This is a genomic window from Candidatus Leptovillus gracilis (assembly GCA_016716065.1).
Lineage (GTDB): Bacteria > Chloroflexota > Anaerolineae > Promineifilales > Promineifilaceae > Leptovillus > Leptovillus gracilis.
The window spans coordinates 42,223-67,206 of the sequence record JADJXA010000005.1 but is presented as its reverse complement, the minus strand read 5'-3'; the positions used below and the strand labels follow the sequence as shown (position 1 = coordinate 67,206).

Below are 24,984 nucleotides of genomic sequence, written 5' to 3'. Positions count from 1 at the left end.
ACCCGTCGGCTCCTCCGGACGGGTGATAAATGCTAAATGCCTGCTTCCTCAGCTGTGCGGCGCACGTTGGCTATCGCCGCTGCTTTCACCGTTGCCAATGCCTCAGGGTCGCCATGGGCGCGCTGCCACACGTCGGCCGGGATGGTTTGACGGCCGTTGGCCGCCGCCGCCAACATCCACTGCTGCGCCCCCAGGCCATCGCGCCGCGCTTGTTGGCGCGCCAACACTTGTCGTTCGTTGGCCCGCTGCACCCGCTGCGCCCGCCATTGGGCCTCTAGCCGATTCGCCTCGATGATGCAAGGGTCCTGGTCCAGGCACATGTCGTAGGCGCTGATCACCTCGTTGGCCGCAAACGGCCGTTGGCAGCGGCCGCAGGTCTGGCCCGGTTCAGCAAAGCGACGGCCGTTGCGGTCAGCCAGGCCAAAGCCGAAGACCACAGCGTCGCCGGCGCGTTCGCGCACCCGGATGCCCACCACCGGCCAGCCGCCGATGATTTCCAGGCGGACGGCCTCGGCCGTGTGGTTGTTCCAGGCGACCAGGTGGGCGGCTGGCTGGCTCTTGCGCGTACCGGCCGGAGCCTCCACCACCATGTCCAGGACGTGGACACGGCCGTTGTATTGGGCTGATTGGAGAAGGGATTCAAACTGCTCAGGGGTGATGGGGGTATTCATTGGGGGGCCTCCACCAAAAACCGGCCAAAATCATTATCTGTAAATTCGTAGCCCCACCAGCGCCGCCCGCCGTCGCCAGGGATGCCAATGCGCCAGGCGCTGCGAGCCAGGCCAGCATACTTGTAATCCGTAACGTCGCGGGCCAGGTCTATGACCAGGCGGGCGCTGGCGGGGGTGATGGGGATGTAACGGCCGTCTACCTTTGCCCGCCACTGCTCCGGATGGCGCTTGCCGGCCGGCCGGTAGGCGATGCACTCCACGCTGGCGGGGAATTCTGCGGAAGTCGTCACAAGGTCATCGTTCTGTGCTACAATTGATTCTTGCATTTGAGGTACATCCTCCTTTGTTGGCCGTCCGACTGGTTCAGAGTCGGGCGGCCGTTTTGTTTCTGGGCTAGATTACAACAAAATTCATATAGAGATTATATAATTTTTATATATCCATGTCAACGAATTGCTTGACGAGTTTATATAATATCTATATAATGCCTGCATGATAGATTATGGATTGATGAAGGAGGTTGCGACGGTGAGACCAACGAACACGCCGCAATCTCTCACGATTCTAAAGGACGCCTACACGGGGCCGAACGGTGCGACTGTTTCACGCAATTTTTATTTGCGCAGGGAACAGGATGATCTACTGGCTAGACTGGCAGAGTATCATGGCGAGTCGAAGGTCACTGTGCTACGTGCGATTATTGACGAATGGCGTGAATTAAAATTGAGAGAGGCGGCATAAAAAAAAGGCCACCTTTCTCAAGATGACCTTCAAGACCGCCCCATTGCTGAGACGACTTCTCAATCAACCCCCGCGAACTTTGGCGAGCTACCGGGGGTTTATGTTACCGGCCAAACGGCCGTTAGCATTTTTATTTTAAAACAAACGAGGCCGCCGCCATGTGCTTTCCCGGCCAGCGGCGGCCTCAAATCTGAACCTTAACAACCCCAATATATGGGGGTCATAGCTCCTCAGGTTGGACTCGAACCAACAACCCTGCGGTTAACAGCCGCATGCTCTGCCGTTGAGCTACTGAGGAATGCAGCGACGGGTATTTTAGCAAAACTCCTGTCAGTGTCAACTCGACTTTCGGCAAACCAGCAATTCTCAATTTGCCCTGGTGTTATCGTAGGGACGGGACGGGGCGGACAGGTAACAGCCGCAGCGGACGCCATTTTCCCGCGCCGTCTCGCCCCTACGCCAGGTTTATCATTGGAATTGCTGCCCTCGCCTCCTCGCCTCCACCTGATTGACAGGCGTTAGAAAAAACAATACACTAAAAAAATTGTAGCGTTTCTGTTCCATCCGGGCGCATAAAGAACTTAGGGGAGGAAACTAACACGACATTATTTTTAGGTTAAACTTTCGAAGAATCATCACAAACCCGAAAGGATCGCCTAGAACAATGTCGTGTTTAATGGAAACTATACGTGAAGCGAAACCAGAATGCCAAAAAATAGTTGATGAGATGGGCGATGCAGCCACGCTCTCCTTAATGATCCTGCTCGCCTGGCAATTATCGCGCATTCTGGCAGTGAGTCTGGTGGAAGAAACCTTGAATAGCAGAGCCCAAGCCCCAACAGAGTGGGGTCATTGTCAAATATGTGGCGGAAGTTGCAGAGCAAAGGCTTTGCCCCTCGGGAAGTCAAGAGCATCATTGGTCTCATTCGCTGGCAGCGCCGACTGGGACGCTGTCCTAAGCGATGTGCCATTAGTCAGGTAGCGCCATTGGATGAGGCGCTGGGATTAAAGCCCAATCAAAAAGCGATGATGGTTTGCGGCGGATAGCTTGCTTGACAGCCATTTTGTGCCCTTTGAAACCGCAGCCATGTTGTTAAAAGAATTGAGCCAGGTCATCGTCACGCCGCAAAGTATCTGGGAGTGGGTTCAGGTGACTGGAGAAGAGATGATGAACCATTTGGTGGCCGAGTTAGCGGCGTTGAAACTGGGGAATGAGCCAGAGGCGGAAGCGTTGAGCGCGACCCTTGCCGCGGAAACTCTCCTGATGGGCGCTGACGGGGTGATGGTTCCCTTTCGCCCCAAGCCAAGACAGCGGCGGGCAAAACAGTATGGCGCGAAATCAAGGTCGCCATCTTTGCCCGTTTAGGCAAGCATATCACCCGCGCGGGCCAGACGATGAGCCGCTTGCATCACCACCGCGTGACGGCTGTTTTGGGTGATGTGGACGACTTATCCGAGCGGATGTGGCTGGAAGCGCGCAAACAAGACATCAAGGAGCGCCCCGCGTTGTCTGGTTAAGCGATGGCGGGCGGGGCTTTTGGCGTTTGTTTGCCGAACGCTTTAGCGCCTCGGCCACTGGGGTTTTAGATTTCTACCACGCAACCCAAAATCTTTGGTCCGGGGTCAAGTGTGGCTGGATGGCCGCACAAGTCAGGCCAAAACGTGGTTCCATCAGGCCCGCCACCGCTTGCGACATGGTCAGCAAGACGCGGTTTTGGCCGATATTCAGGCAGCTCTCGCCGTACCCGGTTTGCCAGAATCCGCGCAACAAGCCTTGACCAAACTGTACAATTATCTCGATAAACACCGGGAGCACATCCAGTACGACAAATTAAAGCAGGCTGGATTACCCATTGGCAGCGGCCTGGTTGAAAGTACCTGCAAAGTGGTTGATTCAGCAACGATTCAAGGGTGTCGGCATGCGCTGGAGCGAAGACGGCTTCAACCATTTGCTTCATTTGCGTTTGTATTGGGTTAACGGCCGTTTTGATGCTTTTTTCCCTTCTGCTTTGGCCTCCCCCAAGTCGTAGATGCGCCCGTTCCATCCTGTTTGTTGTTTAACAAGGGAGGCATAGTTTGATAATGAGGAGCCAAACCATTCACGCTGCCAAAACTGTTCTAGCCCAATGTTTGGCGCTGCCACCGGGAGCCGAATTAGTTGTTTTTGCCGATGAAACCACCATAAACACGGCCAGCATCATCGCCGAAGCGGCTGTCAACCTGGAATTGAAACCGGTTGTCGCCTACTTCACGCAGCAGATGCAGATAGAGTTGGGTGATAAGGGTCTGTTTCCCGGCGTCGAATCCTTATTGGATGATGCCGTTGCCGCGCTGGTTTGTTTGAATAGTACCCCACACTGTTTGCCCTTCCGCGACCGCGCCCGGCAGTCGGCGCTCAATGCCGGCTGCAAGGTGGCGCATATGCCCGGCATCAATCAGGCCACGCTGCTGCTCGCGGACATAGATTATGAGACTCTGACTGCCCAATGTGAACTGTTGGCTCTGGCCCTGGCCAAGGGACAGCACATGGAAATCGTCACCCAGGACCACAAGGGGGAGAAGCATCATTTGCATCTCCCCTTGCACGCCTGGCGGCGACTGCCCATTATTAGCGATGGCATCATCCAGAAAGATTCGTGGGGCAACGTGCCTTCCGGCGAAACCTACATCGCCCCGCCCGAAGGTTTAGCCGAAGGGAGCATCGTCATTAATGGCTCCATTCCCGGCTATACCATCCCTCCAGGCGAAGAAATTATCTTGCGTTTCCACCAGGGTCGCCTGGTCAGATGGACGCCGGCCGGAAGCCCGGCCGTGCAGCATCTCCTGAACACCCAAATCGAATGGGCGCGCTTACAGGGCGATGAGAACTGGGACAATCTGGCTGAAGTGGGTCTGGGCGCCAATCCCCGTGTGCAGACGTTAACCGGAATTCCTCTGCTGGATGAGAAAAAATACGGCTCAATTCACATTGCGTTGGGCGACAATGTGGATATGGGCGGACAGGTTGCCTCGCGTATTCACTGTGATATGGTGGCCCTGTCGCCTGAGGTGGTGGTGGACGGCCGTGTGATCATCAAAGACGGCGCTATTGTGATTCGGGAAGAGGAATGGCGCGAAGATCATCGGGCGGTGCAGCCGACGGCCATGTGGCAGCCCGATCTCAGCGTTGCCTGCATGGCGACCAACGTGCATATAGACGAGCAAGGGCAGCTGCATCGTTTGTGGGATACCAGCTCTGGGCGCGTTTGTATGGTGAAGGTGGGCAGCGGCGAAACATCACGTCAGGCGGCGGCCGTTTACCAGGTGTTAAAACGCCGCGCCCAGCCAATGATGATCGCCGACCTGGCCATGCTCAAGCCTAACCTCGATTTGACCCAGTTGTTACAACTGACTTACCTGCTGCAACAATACGAGTTGATCAAGATTCAGAATCACGATACCTGATCAGCGCATGAGGAGAGAGGGCAAAGATGGTAACAACGTCGGATTTTCCATTGGCTCTGCGGGCGATCAGCGAACGGCTGAATTTCAGTTGTTCTGGCCCGCGGCAGGTCGGCCGTTTTCAGACTTATGAGGTGGATTTGTCCGACTGGAGCCTGAGTCTGACCGACGCCAATCCGTGCGTCTGGATCAAGGCGGCTGACCTGAAGGGGCTGACTCCGCCGCAGTTGGCCGACAATGTGCGCGACGTGGTGCGCGAGCGGGGCTGGCAAAACAGCACGGTGTTATTGTTTGTAGACGGCCGTTCTGCTGCCCTGCGCACCTATTTACCACCAGCCCTTCCCACGTTTGTGCTGATTGGGCAGGAGCAGCAGGCGCAAATTCAGGTGGCCGATTCACCAACGGCCGTTACCCTGGATATTCTCCTCAGCCAGATGCCCCGCTCCCAACTTGCCCCCTACGAAATCAACAAACCGGTCGTCGGCAGCCGCTTTTTCGGCCGACGCATGGAAATCAACAAAATCTTGCAGCATCCCGACGCCAACTACCTCTTCCTGGGCATCCGGCGCGTGGGCAAAACCTCCCTGCTCAAAGAACTGAAACAGCGCATGGACCGCCTGGACCCACCCGGCGCCGGCCAGATCCGCCGCCTGTACGTAGACTGCACCGTCATCAACTCCGAAGAGGAGTTTTTGCGCACCCTGGCTTATCACCTGGACCCCAGCGAAATGAAGCTGTTGTTAGGCCGGGCGGCCGAATCTACCCGCTACCAAAACCTGATGTTCGACCGCTTCGCTTCGCTGCATGGCGCGCCCATCACCTTTCTCATTGACGAGTTAGACCGCCTTCTGACCCACGTTGGCAATCAGTGGGGTTTGTTCGATGTGCTGCGCGCCGCTTCCAACGCCGGCAAAGCGCGGTTTATTATGGCCGGCTATCGCCGGGCTATGCGCGCCTCTACCAACCAACAATCTCCCTTTTTTAATCTGGCCGAAACCATCAACCTGGGCCGCCTGAAGCGTTCCGAAGTGCGGCAGATGATTGTGGCGCCGATGGAGCGGCTGCGCATCGCCATTCAGAACCGCGAGAATGTCATCAACCGCATCAATCGGGAGACGGCCGGATTGCCCAACTACGTCCAGTTTTATTGCAAAACGCTCTTGGAGCAGCTCGACGAAGAAGGGCGCGACGCCATCACCGAAGATGATTTGCAGGTGGTCTATGAAAACCGTGAATTCCGCAATTTTGTCCTGGATACCTTCATGTCCAATACAGAACCGGTGGAACGCGCCCTGGTTTATGCCCTGGTAGTGGCCGATGACCACCCGACCGGCCAGTCAGTTTTCTCGCAGCGCAGTATGGATGACGTGCTAAAAAAGCGAAACCTGAAACTGACCTATGAACAGTTGGACCAGGCCTGCCGCAACCTGGCGGTGGCCGGTGTTTTTAATGAGGTGGGGCGTGATTTTGAATTTGCCGCGCCGCTTTTTCAACATATGCTGCGCCAGACGCGGGATGTGGAGTTTCTGTTTGATAAGACGCGGGAAGAGATTTTGGGGGCCAAGCTCTTGACATGAACAATGACGCCACCATGATATTTCGTCGTCGGGCGGAAGCTGCCAAAGCGAAGCAGATGTTATCGCGCCAGGAGCGAAATCTGCAAAAGATTTTGGACAGCATTTACACCGGCAACTGCTGCCGGGTATTGGGGCCACGCCATCACAGCAAAAGCAAGCTGATGCGCCGGGCTGTGGGCAGGTTAAATGAGGCGGGGGGTCATTATGCCGTTTACCTGCGGTTGGCCGATATCCAACGTGAAAATGAGGCCCAGTTTTTTACCCATTTATATGAGGTGATCCGGGAAAACCTGCCACCATTTTTGGCGGCTGTGAGGCTGGAGGGGTGTGAAACGGCCGTTGCCTTCCAATACGCCCTGGTCGAATGGAGCCGCCAGAGTGACCGCAACCTGACCTTGTTTATGGATTCGCTGGAGATGGCCCCGCCTAACCTGGTGGCCTCTTTGTTGGGCGCGCTGCGGGCGGCGTTTACCATGGTGGTCAACCAGCCGGGGGCGCATTTTCAGGCGGTGGTCTGCGGTTCGCTTAGTCTTAGCCAGGTGGCCCTGGACAATGCGTCTCGCTTTGAGAGTATTTCTGACCTGGTGTTGGTGACCGAACTGGATGCGCAGGAACGGTTGGCGCAGGCGCGCCTGCTTTGCCAGATGGCCGGACCTGACGCCAACGGTAGACGGGCTGCAAGCGCTGTTGGCGCAAACGGGCGGAGACCCATTTTTGATTGAGCAGGTGATCGCCATCTGTTCGGCACAGATGAAGCAGGCGGGCTGGGCCAGAGTTACCCGGAGACGCATCACCGCCGCGGTGGCCTCCTTTTTGCAAGACAGCACCCATTGGGCTGTGGCTGAATCGCTGCGGCAGATTGAAATTAACCCCAGCCTGCTCTCTTGCGCCCTGCTTTTGCTAGAACGAAATGAAGCGCCGGCTGGTGAACTGCCTATAGACAGCAGCGAATCGCCGACGGCATTGGACTTGTGCGGTGCGTTTGGTCGCACGGCCGATGGCTATAAGCTCAAAAGCCCGTTGTGGGCTACGCTGGTGGGCCGCCACCTGACCCCAGCGCGGGTGGGTGGGCTGTATGCCATCGCCGGCGATTGGGCCAGGGCGATTCAATACCTGGGTCTGGCGGTGCGGGCGGGGGAAACGGCCGTTAAACCGGAACTATTCGCCGCCACCATCAACGCCATCCACGCCAGCGAAGATACGCTGCCCGCCTTCCTGGACCTGGGGCGCGGCTTGCAAGCCGCTTACCCCGAAAGTGATACCTATCTCTATTTTCAGACAGACGACGCCTTACGCCTGGTGTATCCGACCAGTGAAGAGGCGCAGCGGCGTTCCATTTTGCTGGAAGAAGCCAACCGGCCAGAGATAGAAGCCTTGCGCGGACCGGAATACTCCATCTTGCTGGTAGGCGAAGAGACCCGACTGTTATTCCCACTGCGTATCGGGCCGATTGGGGCGCATACGGTGGGGTTGGCTTCTTTCAGCCGTCTGACCACTTCAGACTCGCCTTATGAGCAGCGCGAGGAACGAATGCAGTTGTCGGCGTTTTTACGCCAGGCGGCGCGGGCATTGGAGGCCAAGGGGCAGTTTGTCCACTTGTTGGATACCACCACCCGCCACGCTGATAAGCTGAAGACGTTTAATAAAATCCTGACGCGCATCTTAGATCACCGCGATCAGCCGGAAACGGTGCTGCTGCGCAGCGTGCTGGAAGGCATTACCCACGGCTGGGGGCTGGAATTTAACCGGGCGCTGTTGTTTGTGCCCGATGACAAACAGCAGCAGTTGGTCGGGCTTTTGAGCATCGGCCACCTGACGCGGGAAGAAACGGAGGCGGAGTGGGAAGCGGAGCCATATGACCGGGAGGCGGTGGACGAGTGGCTGGCCGGTTTGTTCACCACGCAGGCGGCAAAGGCGCGGCGGCAGCAGCGGCTGCAAACGCGGGTGGAGACGATTGTGGTTCCGCTAACGGCCGTTCACGACCCCCTGGTTCAATGTTTCCGCAGCCAAAAGCCCAAACTCAGCTCCCAGCACCAATCTCTGGCCGGGTTTACACGCTCTTTTTACGAGATCGTCCAGCCGCCCATTGATTTTGCCCTGGCGCCGCTGCGGGCTGGTGAACAAGTGTCCGGCGTTATTTACGTGGACAATAGATTTACCGGACGGCCGATAGCCGCCGAGTCGTTTGAACTGCTGCAAACCTTTGTCAGCCAGGCGGCGCTAATCATTGAAAATGCCCGTACCTTCGCCGCCGAAAAGCGGCACACCGACGCCCTGACCCATTTGCTGCGTGTCGAAGAGGCGGTCAACAATCAGATTACGCTGTCGGTTCAGGCGGTGCTGGCGGAGATTGTGACCTCGGCGCAGCAGTTGTTTGGCGCGGAGTGCGTGGTGCTTTATCCCTTGCGCTCCACCGACCTGGGGCCGGGTTTGCTCGATTATGATATGGACCACATCACGCATATTGGCGTCCGCGATGAGGCGTCTATCGGCCAGCCGCGCCCGTCGGGCGGCATGGCAACCTGGGTGATTGAGGCGGGCGTGCTGCCAGTGTTGGCTACGGCAACGGCCGTTTTGCCCACCGACAACACCCTGGTGATAGACAGTGAATTTATTCGCCAGGAAGGCATCCGCTCCTTTGCCGGGGTGCGCCTGGGCAGCGCCGAAAGTCCGGTTGGTGTCATGTATCTCAATTGGCGCTCGCCGCACACCTTCTCCCATGAAACGCTCCGGCTGATTCGTGTTTTTGCCAATTTTGCCGCCGTCGCCATCCCCAGCGCCCGCCGTTACCAGCGCGTGCGCACTGAACTAGACCGCCGCACCCTGGAACTGACTGACCTGGGACAGGTGCTTAAAGTCAGCCTGGAAGCCCGCTCTGAGGGAGGGATTGAGGAGACGATTCGCTGGGCTTTAAAAACAGCCCAAGAGCATACGGGCGCGCCACACGCTTACCTGGTTCGCAACGAACCCTACGATAAATGGCGCGTGTTCCATTTGACGGCCGCTAATCAATTGCGGGCCGAAGAAAAGGAGCTGACGGCCGGCGCGATGCCCTACACGACGTTCACCGATGCCCAAAGCCGACTGGTGAATTTATGCAGCGACGCGACCACCTTGCCGCAACCGCTGTTGTACCAGCAAGATACTTGCTGCCTGTTGGAGATGCCAGTCATGGTGACGGGCAATTGTCTGGCCGTTTTTCGTTTGGAAACGCCAACCGCCGGTGGGCTGACTGTTGAACACAAAGATTATTTGCAGCACGTTGTCAGCCGGTTGGCGGTGACCATGGAGCAGATTGAACGGACGCAGGCTTTACGCCGTTTGTTGGATATTTCCTGGCAGTTAACCCATGAAAAAGAGCTGCCCGGCATTCTGCATTTTTTGGTGCGGCAGGCGATGGCCGCCATGCGCACGGTCAGCGCCATTACCTTGTACCATAAAGACCTGATGGGGCAGTTGGTGTTGGGTGAGATGGCCGGGGTGCAGCGGGACACGGCCGTGACCCAACAACCACCGTATACGCGCACCGTCATCAACCAGATATGGCAGCTCGACGAGCCGCTGTTTGCCGAGAATGTTCGCCAGGACCCACTCCTCAGCGGTCCATTTGTTCACCGCGAAGGCATTCAATCTACGGCCGTGTTCCCTCTGCAAGTCAAAGAAGAACGGGTGGGCTGCATGTTCTTCAACTACCGTATCCCCCATGTCTTTGACGAGAGCGAGCGCAGCCTGCTCTCGTTGTTCGCTCATCTGACAGCCATGGCCATCCATCAGGCCAGATTGAACGCCGAATTGCAGCACGCCCGCGACCGAGAACTGTGGCAGCGCATCAGCCAACTGTCCACCGGCATGATCCACGACATCAACAGCGCCGTCGCCAGTATCCCCGACCTGACGGCCGAAATCGCAACCAAACTTCAGGCGGGCAAAGACGTGTCTGCTCCCCTGGCCGATTTGCGCCGCAATGCGGAAAAAACAGGGCAGTTGAGCGCGCGCCTGCGCGACCTGGTTATCCACCAGCAGTTCCGGCCGGAAATCATCCCGTTAAACAGCCTGATTCAGGCGGCCGTAGCCGAAATTCAGGAACAAAAGCCGCCCCACGTCGCTGTTTATTTTCAGGACAACGACCAGGCGCCGGAGATTTGGGCCGACCGGCTGCTGATTGCTCGCCTGCTGCACAACCTCATCACCAATGCCTGGGACGCCATTCCTCCGCAACGCCAGGGCAAGGTAGAGATTAGCCTGACGGTGCAGCGCGGGCAGGCACAGATTGCCATCCGTGACAACGGCCAGGGCATTGAAGCGGAAAATATGGCGCGCGTTTTTGAACCAGATTACACAACCAAAGAAAATCAGTTGGGCATTCATGGCATTGGCCTCTATTACTGCCGGCAAATTGCCAGAGAACACAGCGGCAATTTAGAAGTAGACAGCAGATTGGGATCGGGAACAACCTTTACCATCTTCTTGCCGTGCCTTTACGATCCGCTTGGCCAAGAAATAGAATCGTAAACACGGCCGTTTTATAGGTTTAATCTCCGTGCCCTCTGTGCCTCTGTGGTGAATAGTTACTAAGAATCTAAGACATGGACGAAGTATCTCATCCCCAAAGTTTACTTCTGGTAGAGGACCAGGAGGCGTTTTATGCGCCCATTACCCGCTGGCTGGAAGAAGAGGGCTACCAGGTAACATTGGCCTCTTCGCTGGCCGCCGCGCTGACTTGCCTGGAAACAGGCCACTATCACCTGACCATCGTAGATATTCGCCTTGAGGACGACAATCCGCAGAATCAGGAGGGTATGAAGCTGCTGGAAGAAATCGAAAGGCAGGGAATCAATGGGGTGATGCCGTGTATTGTTCTGACAGCTTATGCCAATGTGGAAAATATCCTCACGGCGACGCAAGTGCGGCATGTGGCGCGTTTCATAGAGAAAACACCAGTCGGCTTTCGTTCGGAGTTGTTAACGGCCGTTCACACCCAGTTCGACGAAACAATCGGCATCAACTTTGGCCTGGTCTATGATGTAGGCACTGAACGATTGATCCCCCAGATTGCCGCCGACATTAACTGGGAAACACCCCCCAAACCGGCCGCGGCTGTTTTAATTCCCCAGGTCTACGACTTGTTTGGGCGGCTGTTTGCCAGGGCCAGGCGGCTGTATGTCGCCAAACTGACGCCGGGTCTCACCGGAGCGGCCGTCGTATTGGCGCGCCCTACCTTGAATTTTGGCATGGGACCTTCTTACGTCGTTAAAATTGGGCGGCGCGACAAGGTGAAACTGGAGGCGCAGCGCTGCGAAGACTTTGTAAAGCCTTATCTCCCACCCAATACGACGACGCAGGTGGATGTGGCCTTCACGCGGCATCTGGGCGCTCTGCAATACCGTTTTGCCGAAAGCGACTTTAGTCCGCTCAAGGAATTTGACGAATTTTACAAACACCACGCGCCAGAGGCGATTATCACCAGCCTGCAAAACTTATTTCAAAATACCGGCCGTTATTGGTACGACAATCCTGATCGCCGCTTTGCCGATTTGACACAGTTGTATTTTGCTGCCTTTCAGCTAGACGAGGCGAAACTGCACGGCCGTATCCAGGAAATCCTGCCCGACTTCACCCCTGAGCAGCCATTTCTGCACCTGCCGCCGGACAATACTCAGATACTCAACCCTATCTTCTGGTTAACGGCGCACCGAGAAGAATGCGTCATGGCTGTGTACCACTGCATCACGCACGGCGACCTGACCGGCCGCAATATCATGGTCAGCGAGCAAGGGCGCTGTTGGCTGATTGATTTTTATCGCACCCATGAAAGCCATATTTTGCGCGATTTTGTCATCCTGGAGACCGACATCAAATACCGGCTGCTGCCCGCCCCCGACGATGAGACATTTGCCCGGTTGGAACATACCCTGCTGGCAGCCAATCCGGCCGAGATAGACGTGCCAACGGCCGTCACCCTGCCCCCCACCACCTACAAAGCCGCCCAGGTGTTGTTAGCCCTGCACCGCATCGCCTACGAATTTCTCCGTGATCGTAACGGCGCGCGCCAGGATACGCGCCGCGAATATCTGATCAGCTTGCTCATGGCAACATTAAACGTCGCCCGCTTGCGCCACATCCCCGCAGCGCGTAAATTACAGGCCATACTTTCCGCTTCCTTTATCTGCGCCGAACTGGATAAACTGGCCGGTCGGGAACAACCCGCAGCACCCACTAACCACTAACAACTAACCACTACAACAAGCGAGGACCCCTATGCCCATCGTTAGTACCACACAATCATCAGGCTTCCGTTTGGCAGAAACGCAGCGGTTGTTTGCCTGCATCCGCGCCGGTGAATCGGCTTCGGTTGTTGGCGTCAGCGGCGCGGGTAAATCTAACCTGTTTAACCACCTTTGCGACGCCCAAACCCAGGCAGCCTACCTGGGCGAAGACGCCGCCCGTATGATCATCGTGCGCGTCAATTTCCACTACGCGCCCGATTTTACCGACCGCACCATTTACAGCCTGATCCTGGAACAACTGGAGTTGTTAGACGGCGAGGCGGACCGGTGGGGTCTGACGCCCGAAGTGTTTGGCGCGGTCGGCGAGCAGCACGAGCGTTTGTTGTCGGCTGGCGCCGACTCCTTGCAAGTGCAACGTCATTTTAAATTGGCTTTGCGGCCGTTTCTCTCTTCACCCGCCCAACGCCACCTCATCCTCCTGCTGGACCAGTTCGACGATGTTTGCCGCGAGGCAGAGCCGCGCATTTTTATGAATTTGCGCGGTCTGCGCGAAGCCTACAAGAACCGGCTCTCTTACGTCACCTTCACCCGCGATTTGCTGCCAGACCTGGCCGGTATGGACCTGGCCCGTGAAGAGTTTTATGAGCTGATGGCGCTGAATGTGATCGGCTTACGGCCGTATACCCCCACCGATGCCCATTCCTTGCTGCAACGCATTGCCAGTCGTTATGATCTGCCGGTGGATGGTGTTTTAGCCAATCGCCTAATCCGGCTGTCTGGCGGCCATGCCGGGCTGCTGCGCGCCGCCTACCTGGCTGTGGCCCGCCACGAGGCGAACTGCCCAGAGGCTGATGAGGCTGCTGTAACCACCCTGATGCAGCTCCCTGGGGTGCAAATGGAATGCGAAAAAGTGTGGCGCGGCCTGAGCCGCACGGAACAGCAGATGTTGTCCACTTGCGCCCATGGGCTGCCTATGGATGTGGCGAGCGGGGTGGCGAAACGGCCGTTACAAATCAAAGGTATCCTAACGTTAGACGAGCCGCCCACCATTTTTGCGCCTCTGTTTGCCCACTTTGCCCGAAACCAGGAAGCGGAATGGGAACGGCCGTTTTACCTGGACGAAGCCGCCCGGCAGGTCTGGGTGTTGAATAAACCTAAAGCCAGTCTCAGCCCCACCGAGTTTCGCCTGCTGCAAGCACTCTACCACCGCCCCGGCGAAATTCTGAGCAATGACGAACTGCTCAGCGCGGGCTGGCCTCATGCGCAAGAGGGTGTGTCCGATATGGCCTTGCACGCCCGCATCTCCGGCCTGCGCAAAAAGATCGAAGTAGACCCACAAAACCCCCGTTTTCTGGAAAACCTGCATGGTCAGGGATACAAATTAAACCTGAGTGATCACAGCGAATTTCCGGGATAAGCCGTTTAGCTGCTCTAATCTTCTATAACCAAGACACAAACAGTAGAATTGTCAGTAAATTGTCGCGTTACTGTCAGCAGCCTACCATTTTCATTTGCCTCTTCCCGTTTTATCATAAAACCAGTGGCAAAAAGCTCGGTTATCAGATTGCTTCGACCTTCAAGGTTCAACAATCTGCGCCAAGAGGAGGCAGCATGATCCAGATAGAATTCTCAACCATCGTCATTATCGCCTTGATCGCCCTCATCATTGGCATGAGCCTGGGTATCTCGCTCGCCAGACCGCCTATCCGTTAACGTAAGCCGGGGCAGCGCACTCTGAAAGTGCGCTGCCCTATGGAGAAAGAATCATGAACACTTTTCGCATGATCGCAACTCTGACATTTGTATTCAGCCTTTTGGCTGCGGCGCTCACGGGGAATTGGGTTGTTACAGGCTTGCTGGTTGTGGCCTCCCTGATGGTTTTGGTCCCTTGGTTGGTGAACAAATACCTGTGGGTGCGTGTGCCGGCCCTGAGTACCGGGCTGGTGTATAACGTGGAGACCAAAGCCTTCAGCCGTTTTTTACTGCCCGGACGCCATTGGTTACGGCCGTTAGAACACGTCCAAAAGATGGCCCCCATCGCCCCCAGTTTTGTCAGCGGCGAATGTGGCCGCGCCCAAACCAATGGCGGCGTCACCGTTGCGGCCAAATGGTCGTTGGCTTACTGTCTCAATCCGACGGCCGTGGATGAGGAATTGCAGCCCAATGTCGCCAACATGCTGCTGAAAAGCATCGAACCCTTGCTGCACACCCACGTCAACAACTGCATCACCTACCTGTTTGATCAGCACACGGTTGAAACGGTATGCGACCAGGGCGCCCGGCAGCGCCTGGAACGGGAACTGCGCGGCCTGGTGGCGGAACGCCTGGCTCCCTTCGGCGTGCAAACCTACCGGGTGATACTGAAGAGCATTGTCCTGCCGGCCGAAGTGATGGCGGCGGTGGAAGCGGCGCACAAACAAGAGCTGCTGGCCCACAGCGAGGCAAGGGCGCTGGAACGGCTGCATCAGGCTGTCAGCAAGTTCTCGGACAACGACATGGAACGGCTGTTGCAACTGCGGCAGTTGCAGGAATTAGGGCAGCATGGGGTAACGCTGCACGTGCCGACCTACGCCGTCATGAGCGCACAGCCGCAGCCGGCCGTCAACCATTGGCAGGCTGGTTCTGTGCGGAGACCAAATGGACACTTTCACAAACCGATGCCAACAGATCAGCCGCCAGACCCGCTTATGCCGGCCAACAACTAAAGGCTCGCGCGATGCCAGCCTCTCAATACAAAAAAAGGCCACGTAAAAGTGGCCTTTTTTCAGATAAATCGCCTGATGTTTAGGCGATAGATTGGATCTCAAAGGTAATGGTTCCACTTGGGGTCAGCGCCGTGACGCGCTGGCCCTTTTTAGCGCCCAACAAGGCGCTGCCAATAGGCGATTCGTTAGAAATCCAGCCCTCGGCTGGATTGGCTTCATGCGCCCCAACTATGAAGTAAGTCTCCGGTTCGTCATATCCCACTTCAACTACCGTCACTTTGCTGCCAACCCGCACCCGGTCGCGGGGACCATCGTCGGTGATGATCTTGGCCCGCCGCAAGGAATCCTCCAGGTCACGAATGCGCATCTCGTTGAAGCCCTGCTCCTCTTTGGCAGCATGATAGTCGGCGTTTTCTTTTAGGTCGCCCTGGGCGATGGCAATTTGAAGTTTTGCTGAAATCTCATCGCGGCGCACCGTTGTCAGGTGCGCCAACTCTTCTTTGATTTTGGTTAGGCCCTCTTCGGTTATATAAATAACACTCTCTTCGCTCATCTTTCTATTTCTCCACCAGACTCGGCTGAAATCTAATAAACGGATGACAGTTGGGTTAGGCGCAAGAAATTAAAGAACCCCGCAAAAACGGGGTTATCGTTCAATTCTTTCTTACTATCACCTACCTGAATAAAATAAGTATATCCTGCCCCTATATTTCTGTCGAATCCCCTGATTCACGAACCGGTGCGAAGCTGCTGGTGTAGAAAGGCGCTTTGTAATATCGCGTCGGTATGATCCTTTTTTAGGAAGAGTCGTATCCGCGTGGTTTAGCCGCCAATCTCCTGAAAAGGGTACCTGACATGCAAGAAGAAACTGTGGATTTGCGTCAACCAGAAATCATCTTTGCTTCGCAGCCACAAGAATCGGTCATTTCGCAGTTGTCTCTGGATGAGCCAGAAGAGAATCGTTGGCCGCTCTTGGAATTTCGTGATTATGTAAACGCTTTCGTGGTGAATGAGTCCGGCGAAGCGATGGTTTTAGAGAGTTTTCATACTGGCAATGCCTGGGGAAGTTGGCAGATGATCGGCCGCTATCTGCGACCTGACGAAGACCCGTTAACGGCCGTACAAACCGCCCTCTTGCAGCGCACCGGCTACACGGCTGAACAATGGCTTTACCTGGGCACGTTTGTGGCCGACGAGGTAGAACACCTGGGGGTAGGCCACTTCTTTTGCGCCCAGCGGACCCAGCTTGCCGCTGATCTCCACCGAACTGAGGGTGACATCAGTCCAGACGGGAGCGTCAGGTGGGTGCCGCTGAAACACATTAAACGCGCTTTGTTAGACGGCCGTATCGCCGTCATCAACCACGCCATCGCCGCGACAATGGCCCTGGTGATGTGTGACACAGGTTGTTGAACCGCCTGCGGCTGACGATTTACGGTCTAAGGTCTACGGTCTACGATTTACGGGTCACACCTCCGACCCGGCCATCAACAGCCCTACGCGCTCGCGGGTGGCTTCTTCTATAGGCAGCGTTTTGACAATACGGCCGTCAAACATCACCGCCACCCGGTCCGCCAACCCCAATACCTCGTCCAACTCCGCTGAAACCACCAATACCGCCGCCCCCTGGTCGCGCTGCGCCACGATTTGATTGTGGATAAACTCGATGGAACCCACATCAATGCCGCGCGTCGGCTGCGCGGCAATCAACAGCTTGGTCGGGCGGGAAAATTCGCGGGCCACAATCACCTTCTGCTTGTTACCACCAGATAATTTGCCAGCGGTCGTCAGGGCATTAGGCGGGCGCACGTCAAATTCCTCAACAAGCTGTTTGCCATGTTGCACAATGGCCTCTTTGTCCATCATAATTCCTCTGGCATACGGTTCCAGGTAATAATTGTTTAGCACCATGTTGTCGGCCAGCGTATAAGCCATCACCAGACCATGTTTTTCGCGGTCTTCAGGGATGTGGGCCACGCCTAGTTCGGTGTTTTGCCGCGGGGTGTAATGGGTGCTGTCTACGTTGGCAATGGTGATACGGCCGTCTTCCACCTTCCGCAGCCCGGTCAGCGCCTCTACCAATTCCCGCTGCCCATTGCCCTGCACCCCGGCAATGCCCACAATTTCCCCGGCGCGCACCTCCAGGTTCACGCCTTTCACTGCCATATGGCTGCGATCATCTTTCACGTGCAAATTTTCTACCTGTAGCACCACGTCAGTTGGTTGGGCCGGTTCTTTGTCCACCGTCAGGATAACGCTGCGGCCGACCATCATTTCGGCCAGACTGGCTTCGGTGGATTCGGTTGGTTTAGCGATGCCCACCAATCGCCCGCCGCGCAGGACGCCAATGTGGTCGGCCACAGCCAGCACTTCTTTTAACTTGTGGGTGATAAAGATGATAGACACCCCTTGCGCCGTCAGGTCGCGCATAATGCGGAACAGTTCGTTGGCTTCCTGGGGGGTCAGTACGGCCGTTGGCTCGTCCAAAATCAAAATATCGGCATTGCGGTACAATGCCTTAATGATTTCCACCCGCTGCTGCGTGCCGACGGGCAAATCTTCTACCATAGCCGATGGGTCTACTTCCAGTCCATATCGCTGCGATAGTTCGTTCACCCGCTGTTCGGCGGCGCGCCGGGCCAGAATGCCTGCCCGACTGGTGATTTCAGACCCAAGAATCACATTTTCCGCCACCGTCATCACCGGCACGAGTTGGAAATGTTGGTGTACCATGCCCACGCCGCGATCAATGGCATCGCGCGGATTTTTCAGGGTCACTTTCTCGCCCTTTATCCAGATTTCGCCTTCATCGGGATGATACAACCCGTAGAGCATGTTCATCAGCGTGCTTTTACCCGCACCATTTTCCCCTAACAGCGCCAACACTTCCCCTTTGTACAGCATTAAATCCACGTTGTCGTTGGCCAACACGCCGGGAAAGCGTTTGGTAATGCCTCTAGCTTCTAAAACAACAGTTGACTTATCTACGTTGCTCATCGTTACCCTCATCTTTCAACAATCAGGCCTGGTGTCTGTCGTCCGTTATCCGTATTCCGTGTTCCGTGTTCCGTGTTCGGCTCACGGCTCATTGCCCCTATTCAGGGTCATACACTTTACCCTCAGCCGCCGGTGGTCGTGAGCGGCCGACAAAGCCGGCCAGCACCACGATGGTCAGCACGTAAGGGAACATGCCGACAAACTGGTGGGGGATGAAATCCAGTCCCAGGAATTGGAACTGCGTCTGCAAAGCGGTGGCGAAACCAAACAGCAGCGCCGCCCCCCAGGAACCCAGCGGCGTCCATTTGCCAAAAATCATCACCGCCAGGGCCACAAAGCCACGGCCGTTGGTCATCCCGCGTTCAAACGAGCCAACCGCCTCCAGAGTCAGGTAGGCCCCGGCCAACCCAGACAGGCAGCCGGCCAGCGTGGTATTCAGGTAACGCATCCTGTTCACCCGGATGCCCACCGTATCGGCGGCGCTGGGATGTTCACCAACAGCGCGCGTGCGCAGTCCCCACACCGTGCGGAACAACGCAAACTGGAAGAAGAATACCAGGATGATAGTCAAATAGGTGATCGGTGCGTTGTTAAAAAAGATAGGGCCGATCAGGGGAATGTCTGCCAGTGGTCCCAACGGAATGGGTTGCAGTTTGCCTTTGGTGGTCAGGCCAGCCACGTAGAAAAAGCTGGTCAGACCCAATGCCAGGATGTTGATCACCGTCCCGCCGATGATCTGGTCCATTTTCAGGGTAATAGACATCCAGGCCAGAAACAGCCCTAAAAATGCGCCTGCCAGAACGCCGGCCACCGCGGCAACCAACAAGTTGCCGCTGTAGACATTGACCAGAAAGGCGATAAAAGCAGCCATGAGCATCTGCCCCTCAATGCCAATGTTGATGATGCCGGTGCGCTCGCCGATGAGGCCGCACAACGCCCCCAGGACCAGCGGTGTAGATTGGCGCAAAGCGGAAGCATAAACGGCCGCTGCCTGTTGTGGATGTAAGAAATAATACACCAGCGCCGCCACAGCCACGGCCACCACCGCCACGCGCCCAAAGAAGGCGGCGTCTAACTTCAACCCATTGTTTAATTTGGTTATCGTTGTCGTCGTCATCTTCGTCCTCCTTAACCACCCCATCCCGTGCTCAGTGTCACCTTGTCTTCATCTACCGCCCGTGCTCCCAAAATCTTGCGCACAATCACGTCGGCGGAAACAAAGAACAGGATCAATGCCTTGATCACGTCAATAATTTGGAAGCGTACCCCGGCGTCGAACTGCATCTGGCTGCCGCCGGCGTCCATCATGCCCAGCAGCAGCGCCGCCGGAATTACCCCCAGCGGGTTGGTTTTTGCCAGCAGGGCGATGGTAATGCCATCAAACCCCAACCCTACATTAAAGCCAGGTTGATAACGCCCGATCACCCCCAACGTCTCCACCGAACCGCCCATGCCAGCTAGAAGCCCACTAAACGACATGGTCAAGACAATGATCCGCCCTACTTTAATGCCCGCGTATTTGGCGGCGTCGGCGTTCAGACCGGTGGTGCGGATGGCGTACCCCCAGGTTGTTTTGAACAGCAAATAATGGGTCAAAACAGCCATCAACACAGCGATCAGAAAACCGACCGGCACAAAACCCCATTTGGGAATAACGGCCGTTTCCAATACTCTCGGCGTTCGCGCAATAATCCCCTCCGCTTTCCATGGACCATTCGCCAGAAAATCGGTCAGGTTGATGGCGACATAATTCAGCATGATGGTGGTGATCACCTCATGCGCGCCGGTGTATGCCTTCAACGCGCCGGCAACAGCCGCCCAGAGCGCGCCGGCCAGAGCGCCACCCAACAAGGCCAACGGCATGTGGATGATAAATGGCAAGCCTTCGATGGCAAAGCCCAAATATCCCGCTACAATGCCGCCGATCAACAACTGCCCCTGTCCACCGATGTTGAACAAACCCGCCTTAAACGCAAAAGCGACAGCCAAACCGGAAAAGACCAGCGGCGTCGCTTTTTCCAATGTGCGGGTAAGGCCAGATGCGCTGCCCAAAGCCCCCTGTAGCAAGGCTGTATACGCCGTGAGGGGGTTAGAGCCGGATAACCAGAGGAGAATGGCGCCAATCAACGCGGCCAAAAATACCGAAAAAAGCGGCACACTCGCCGCCCGCCATAGACGCTGCAACCTGCCTACCACCCCGCCAGACGAATCGCTTGTTTGTTCTGTCGCCATAGTCTGTGCCTCCTTTTGGTCCTTAATAGGCGTCCGGTTTGCCTTCCCACTTAAAAAAAGTGCGGCGTACCAGAAGGCACACCGCACTTTTTAATAATCATACCTATGCCGGATTAATCTCCGGATTTAAGGCGCATAGCCGGTAGAAATAGAACCGTCGCCCAGACCGGCTTCAATCTCCGCCAGTTTGTCTTTGATTTCTTGCGAAATCTGGCTGTCAAAATCGTGGAAGGGGGCCAGACCCGTATCGCCAACAAAATTGCCGCCTGGGAAAGCGCCATCTTGCGCCAGTTTGATCAGATCAAAAACGCCGGGGGTGATCAGCTTCATGGCGCTGGAGACCAGGCAAGCGTGCGCTTCGGGAACGGTTTCCCACTGGTCGCTGTCTACGCCAATGCAGAAAGCGCCTTGAACACCGGCGACTTCAATGAGCGCGCCGTTGCCGGTCTTGCCACCGGCGCCAAAGACGACATCCGCGCCCTGGTCAACGGCTTGTCTGGCCGTGGTAGCGCCCCATTCAGGGTCGGTGAAGGCTACGTCCAGGCCACCGGGGTGGAAGGTGGAGATGATATTGATGTCTGGGTTGATGTAGCGCGCGCCACCTTCGTAACCTTCTTTGAAGGCGACAACTGGCGGAACCAGGTCCGTGCCCAGAACGGCCGCAATCGTGCCGCTCTGGTTCAACATGGCGGCCAGAGCGCCAGCCTGGAACCCGGCTTTATCTTCGGGGAAGATGAGGCCGGCCACGTTGGCCACCGCTTCACCCTGGAATTGGTCTACGCCGATGAACTTGACATTGGGGTATTGCGCGGCGGCTTCGGCCGTTGCTTCGCCCAGGGCAAAACCAACGGTGACGATGACGTCGTAGCCATTTTTGGCGAAGAGGTCAATGTTGGCGACGTAATCTTTGGCGTCACCGGTTTCGATGTACTCCACTTTTGCGCCTAATTCATTGGCAGCCCGTTGGACGCCTTCCCAGGCTGACTGGTTGAACGATTTGTCGTCAATTTCGCCAACGTCTGTCACCAACCCGACGCAGAAGAGCGCTTCGCTGGCGCAGTCTGTTTCGGCGGCGGCTTCGGCCGGCGTTTCCGGGGCCGTTTGGGCGGCGGCCTCAGTGGGGGCGGCGGCCGGTTCTGTGCCACCACCGCCACAGGCTACCAACGCCAGGGCCAGGAACAGGGCAATAAAAAGCAAGGTCGTTTTTTTCATGTTTTCTCCTATTTGAAATGTTTCTCCAACCTTTCATAAACAACAAACTTTCCAATCGTTAAGATGGTTAACGGTTTCATCACTGGTCACGCAATCATCCTTAACAGATTGTGAAAGTTGCAACTTAGTTCTGATTATAGTGGTAATGCCTTTTCACAGCAAGATGAGGCAGGGCAATCGCATACTTGCTCCATCGGCTAATCTGGCATTGCCCACCCCGCCCCGCGGCTTTAGCGCCGGGCGGAACAGACCCAAAACCGGGTATACGACTGCTCTACAAGATGAACGATTGGCAGGAAACGGCCGTTTACCGCATACGGCCGTCTTCTTTTTTTGTCACCAGCAGCGAAGGCGCATTGAGCGGCGTCGGCGCTTTCTGCCCAAACTCAGAATGGTCCTCAATAAACTCCAGGATTTTCTGCCACACCCTCTGGTGAATCGGCTCCACCGGCCGCATCAGCTCGTGCCCCACCTGGGGGAAAAATTTCATTTCTTTGTCGGCCGCGCCAATTTTTTGGAATAATTTTTCGGTGTTGCCCGAATTCACCGCCGGATCGTGGCCACCCTGGAAGATAATCACCGGCTGGTAGATGCGCGGCCACAGCTTGCGCCCCAGATTCGCCATCTTGCGCATTTCGTCAATGCCATCCATAGGCAGCCGCGAAGCCTCGACAAAAAAGTCAGCCAACGCCGGGTCGGTGGGGTCCAAGTTGGGGTTAAAATCCAACACGCGCCCTATAAAAATATCGCGATCCACATCTTTTTTCTTCAACGGGTAAAACCAGGGCATGAAATAACGGCCGAAAGAGGCCATCTTGATGCGCCAATCGGGTACATCGTACAGCGGCGCCAGTAAGATAAGGCCACAGATGTCCTTCGTTTTTTGCGCCAGATGGGCCGACAGCACCGCGCCCATTGAATGCCCGATCAAAAAGACCTGGTCACAATATTTGCTGATGGTTTCTAAGCCTTCTTCAGCCTCGTCAATCCAATCTTGCCGGGAAAGGTTGTGAATCTGGTAAGGCAGGTTGCCATGACCGGGCAAAAGCGGGCAGTGAACAGTGACGCCGTTTTGCGCCAGATATTCACCCATGTCCCGCGAACTGGCCGGGCTGCCCATGAAGCCGTGCAGCATCAGGCAGCCAATACTGCCCCAGCCTTCACGCGGCAGGGCATGAAACGTGTACGCTTGTCGCTCAATAGGTACTTCATAGGGTGGTTGAAAAGGCATAACTTTGTTCCCAGGTTTTTTGTGAAAGTATAGTGACAAGGTGGCGGGGTGACAAGGTGACGGGGGGACGTGGTACAATACTTTGCATGAAAATCCATGTTTTGTCAGAGCAGTTGGCGTCGCAGATTGCGGCGGGGGAAGTGGTGGAACGGCCGTCTTCTGTCGTCAAGGAATTGGTGGAAAACAGCCTGGACGCCGGGGCGCGCACCATCAACATCAGTGTACAAGAAGGCGACCGCCAGAGCATCCAGGTGGCCGACGATGGCGAGGGTATCTCTGCCCAAGAGATCGAAACCGCTTTCATGCGCCACGCCACTTCCAAACTACAATCGGCCGAAGACCTGAACGCTATTCACACCCTCGGCTTTCGTGGCGAGGCGCTGGCGGCTATCAGCGCTGTTAGTCAGGTGACGGTGGTCTCGCGGGCGCAAGGCGAAGCGGCCGGCTCTCGCCTGACGTTGGCCGGGGCCATTGTGACCGGCCGCGATACGGTCGGCGCGCCCCAGGGCACGGTCATCGCTGTGGAGAATCTTTTTTACAACCTGCCCGCCCGCCTGAAATTTCTCAAATCCATCACCACGGAAAAGCGGCTGATTGACGAATTTGTCAGCCGCTACGCCCTGGCTTACCCAGATACGCGCTTTCGGCTGACTCATAACGGCCGTATCACCTTCCAAACCAATGGCAGCGGCAGTGTGCTGGATGTGCTGGTGGCCGTCTATGGCCCGGAAACGGCCCGCCAACTGCTGCCCATCCTTCAACCCGCGCCTGAAGAGGCGGCCGCCGACAGCAGCCCGCACCGCATCCCCATCAGCGTATCCGGCTATGTGGGGCCGCCCAGCCTGCATTGGGCCAATCGCAACCAGATTACGCTGTTTTTGAACGGCCGTCTGATCAAAGACACCAGCCTTACTTATGCCGTCATCCAGGCATACCACACCCTGCTGCCTACCGGGCGCTATCCGTTGGGCATCTTGTTCATCAGCGTGCCGCCCACCGAAGTGGACGTGAACGTGCATCCGACCAAGACCGAGGTGCGCTTTCACCACAGCAGCGCCGTCTTTGGCGCGGTGCAAAAGGCGGTGCGCCGCACTCTCATAGACACCACGCCCCTACGCGGCCTGGAGGTCTGGTCGCCGCCGGGCGGCACGGCCGTATCCGGCTGGTCGGCCGCTTCACCCGGCTGGTCCGGCGACCTGGACGACCAGGCCTTTACCCACCGCGACGAAATCGCGCCTGCCGGCCGGCCACAGGCGGAGATGGCTTTTGATTGGACGCCCCCATCCCTGCGATCCGATGTGGAAGGGGAAACGGCCGTTCCCCCGCCCGAACCATCAGCCCAGGCCACTCTGGCCGGCGATAAACTGCCCATCATGCGCGTGGTGGGGCAGGTGGGCGCCGCCTACATCATCACCGAAGGGCCAGATGGCGTCTTTCTGATTGATCAGCACGCCGCCCATGAGCGCATTCTCTACGAACAGTTTATGGCCGCCTGGGAGCAAAACAAGGTAGCATCGCAGGGGTTGGTGACGGGTACGGCCGTCTACTTGTCCCCACCGCAAGCCACCTTATTGGCCGACAACCTGGAGGTGATGGCCGGGCTTGGTTTTCAGATTGAGCCGTTTGGCCCCAATGCCTTCATGGTGCGGGCCATCCCGGCCCTGTTAGCCAAAATGGACCCGGCGCAAGCGGTGACGGCCGTGGTGGAAGATTTGGAGCGGGGCGATGCGCCGCTGCAAGGCAAAATCGAGAGCAAAATCATCTTGCGCGTGTGCAAGACGGCGGCCGTGAAGGCCGGCCAAACCCTGTCCAGGGCGGAAATGGAGGCGATGGTCTGGCAGTTAGAAGCGTGCCAAAACCCCCACACCTGTCCACACGGCCGTCCCACCCTCATTTACCTGTCTGTGGGCCAATTAGCGCGACAGTTTGGCCGGATGTGAAAGGTTATTT

General features: G+C 56.6%; 19 protein-coding genes and 1 tRNA gene. 11 read left to right on the top strand and 9 right to left on the bottom strand.

What is annotated here, in order from left to right:
* Positions 1-32: 32 nt before the first annotated feature.
* The 3 genes from IPM39_14880 to IPM39_14870 form a co-directional block, all read right to left on the bottom strand.
* A complete protein-coding gene (locus IPM39_14880) occupies positions 33-671 on the bottom strand; it encodes a hypothetical protein (protein ID MBK8987336.1) in 639 nt (212 codons plus the stop codon).
* Complete coding sequence (locus IPM39_14875; protein MBK8987335.1) at positions 668-997, bottom strand: hypothetical protein; 330 nt, start codon at positions 995-997, stop codon at positions 668-670. The genes IPM39_14880 and IPM39_14875 overlap by 4 nt, the downstream gene beginning before the upstream one ends.
* Before the next feature lie 641 nt (positions 998-1,638).
* Positions 1,639-1,710, bottom strand: a tRNA-Asn gene (locus IPM39_14870).
* A gap of 750 nt (positions 1,711-2,460) precedes the next feature.
* Here IPM39_14870 and IPM39_14865 point away from each other — a divergent pair.
* The 9 genes from IPM39_14865 (at position 2,461) to IPM39_14825 (ending at position 15,362) form a co-directional block, all read left to right on the top strand.
* A complete protein-coding gene (locus IPM39_14865; GenBank protein MBK8987334.1) occupies positions 2,461-2,778 on the top strand; it encodes a hypothetical protein in 318 nt (105 codons plus the stop codon).
* A 348-nt stretch (positions 2,779-3,126) separates the two neighbouring features.
* Positions 3,127-3,390 (top strand): hypothetical protein, encoded by a 264-nt coding sequence (locus tag IPM39_14860; protein MBK8987333.1) that lies wholly within the window; start codon positions 3,127-3,129, stop codon positions 3,388-3,390.
* A gap of 104 nt (positions 3,391-3,494) precedes the next feature.
* Entirely contained in the window at positions 3,495-4,856 is a 1,362-nt protein-coding gene (locus IPM39_14855) for an aminopeptidase (protein MBK8987332.1), read from the top strand.
* A gap of 26 nt (positions 4,857-4,882) precedes the next feature.
* On the top strand, positions 4,883-6,430 hold the full coding sequence (locus IPM39_14850) for an ATP-binding protein (protein MBK8987331.1): 1,548 nt from the start codon (positions 4,883-4,885) through the stop codon (positions 6,428-6,430).
* Between the two features lie 14 nt (positions 6,431-6,444).
* Complete coding sequence (locus IPM39_14845; protein ID MBK8987330.1) at positions 6,445-7,152, top strand: hypothetical protein; 708 nt, start codon at positions 6,445-6,447, stop codon at positions 7,150-7,152.
* On the top strand, positions 7,034-10,942 hold the full coding sequence (locus IPM39_14840) for a GAF domain-containing protein (GenBank protein MBK8987329.1): 3,909 nt from the start codon (positions 7,034-7,036) through the stop codon (positions 10,940-10,942). The genes IPM39_14845 and IPM39_14840 overlap by 119 nt, the downstream gene beginning before the upstream one ends.
* A 74-nt stretch (positions 10,943-11,016) precedes the next feature.
* Positions 11,017-12,657 carry a response regulator gene (locus tag IPM39_14835; GenBank protein MBK8987328.1) on the top strand — a complete coding sequence of 547 codons (1,641 nt, stop codon included), beginning with the start codon at positions 11,017-11,019 and terminating at the stop codon, positions 12,655-12,657.
* A gap of 31 nt (positions 12,658-12,688) precedes the next feature.
* Positions 12,689-14,074 (top strand): winged helix-turn-helix transcriptional regulator, encoded by a 1,386-nt coding sequence (locus tag IPM39_14830; protein ID MBK8987327.1) that lies wholly within the window; start codon positions 12,689-12,691, stop codon positions 14,072-14,074.
* A 349-nt stretch (positions 14,075-14,423) separates the two neighbouring features.
* Positions 14,424-15,362, top strand: coding sequence for a hypothetical protein (locus IPM39_14825; protein ID MBK8987326.1), 939 nt, complete (start codon positions 14,424-14,426; stop codon positions 15,360-15,362).
* A gap of 79 nt (positions 15,363-15,441) precedes the next feature.
* Here IPM39_14825 and greA read toward each other — a convergent pair whose 3' ends face one another.
* Positions 15,442-15,915: a transcription elongation factor GreA gene (gene greA / locus IPM39_14820; GenBank protein ID MBK8987325.1), complete on the bottom strand. Its 474-nt coding sequence runs from the start codon at positions 15,913-15,915 to the stop codon at positions 15,442-15,444.
* Between the two features lie 302 nt (positions 15,916-16,217).
* Between greA and IPM39_14815 the strand changes: the two genes are divergently transcribed.
* Positions 16,218-16,775, top strand: coding sequence for an NUDIX domain-containing protein (locus tag IPM39_14815; protein MBK8987324.1), 558 nt, complete (start codon positions 16,218-16,220; stop codon positions 16,773-16,775).
* A gap of 54 nt (positions 16,776-16,829) precedes the next feature.
* Here IPM39_14815 and IPM39_14810 read toward each other — a convergent pair whose 3' ends face one another.
* The 5 genes from IPM39_14810 to IPM39_14790 form a co-directional block, all read right to left on the bottom strand.
* Complete coding sequence (locus IPM39_14810) at positions 16,830-18,359, bottom strand: ABC transporter ATP-binding protein (protein MBK8987323.1); 1,530 nt, start codon at positions 18,357-18,359, stop codon at positions 16,830-16,832.
* Between the two features lie 97 nt (positions 18,360-18,456).
* Entirely contained in the window at positions 18,457-19,476 is a 1,020-nt protein-coding gene (locus tag IPM39_14805) for an ABC transporter permease (protein MBK8987322.1), read from the bottom strand.
* 11 nt (positions 19,477-19,487) lie between these two features.
* Positions 19,488-20,591, bottom strand: a complete 1,104-nt coding sequence (locus tag IPM39_14800; protein ID MBK8987321.1) for an ABC transporter permease — start codon at positions 20,589-20,591, stop codon at positions 19,488-19,490.
* Positions 20,592-20,717: 126 nt separating this feature from the next.
* Complete coding sequence (locus IPM39_14795) at positions 20,718-21,803, bottom strand: BMP family ABC transporter substrate-binding protein (protein ID MBK8987320.1); 1,086 nt, start codon at positions 21,801-21,803, stop codon at positions 20,718-20,720.
* A 307-nt stretch (positions 21,804-22,110) separates the two neighbouring features.
* Entirely contained in the window at positions 22,111-23,034 is a 924-nt protein-coding gene (locus tag IPM39_14790) for an alpha/beta fold hydrolase (protein ID MBK8987319.1), read from the bottom strand.
* Positions 23,035-23,120: 86 nt separating this feature from the next.
* Here IPM39_14790 and mutL point away from each other — a divergent pair, with 86 nt between their 5' ends.
* A complete protein-coding gene (gene mutL / locus IPM39_14785) occupies positions 23,121-24,974 on the top strand; it encodes a DNA mismatch repair endonuclease MutL (protein ID MBK8987318.1) in 1,854 nt (617 codons plus the stop codon).
* Positions 24,975-24,984 lie beyond the last annotated feature (10 nt).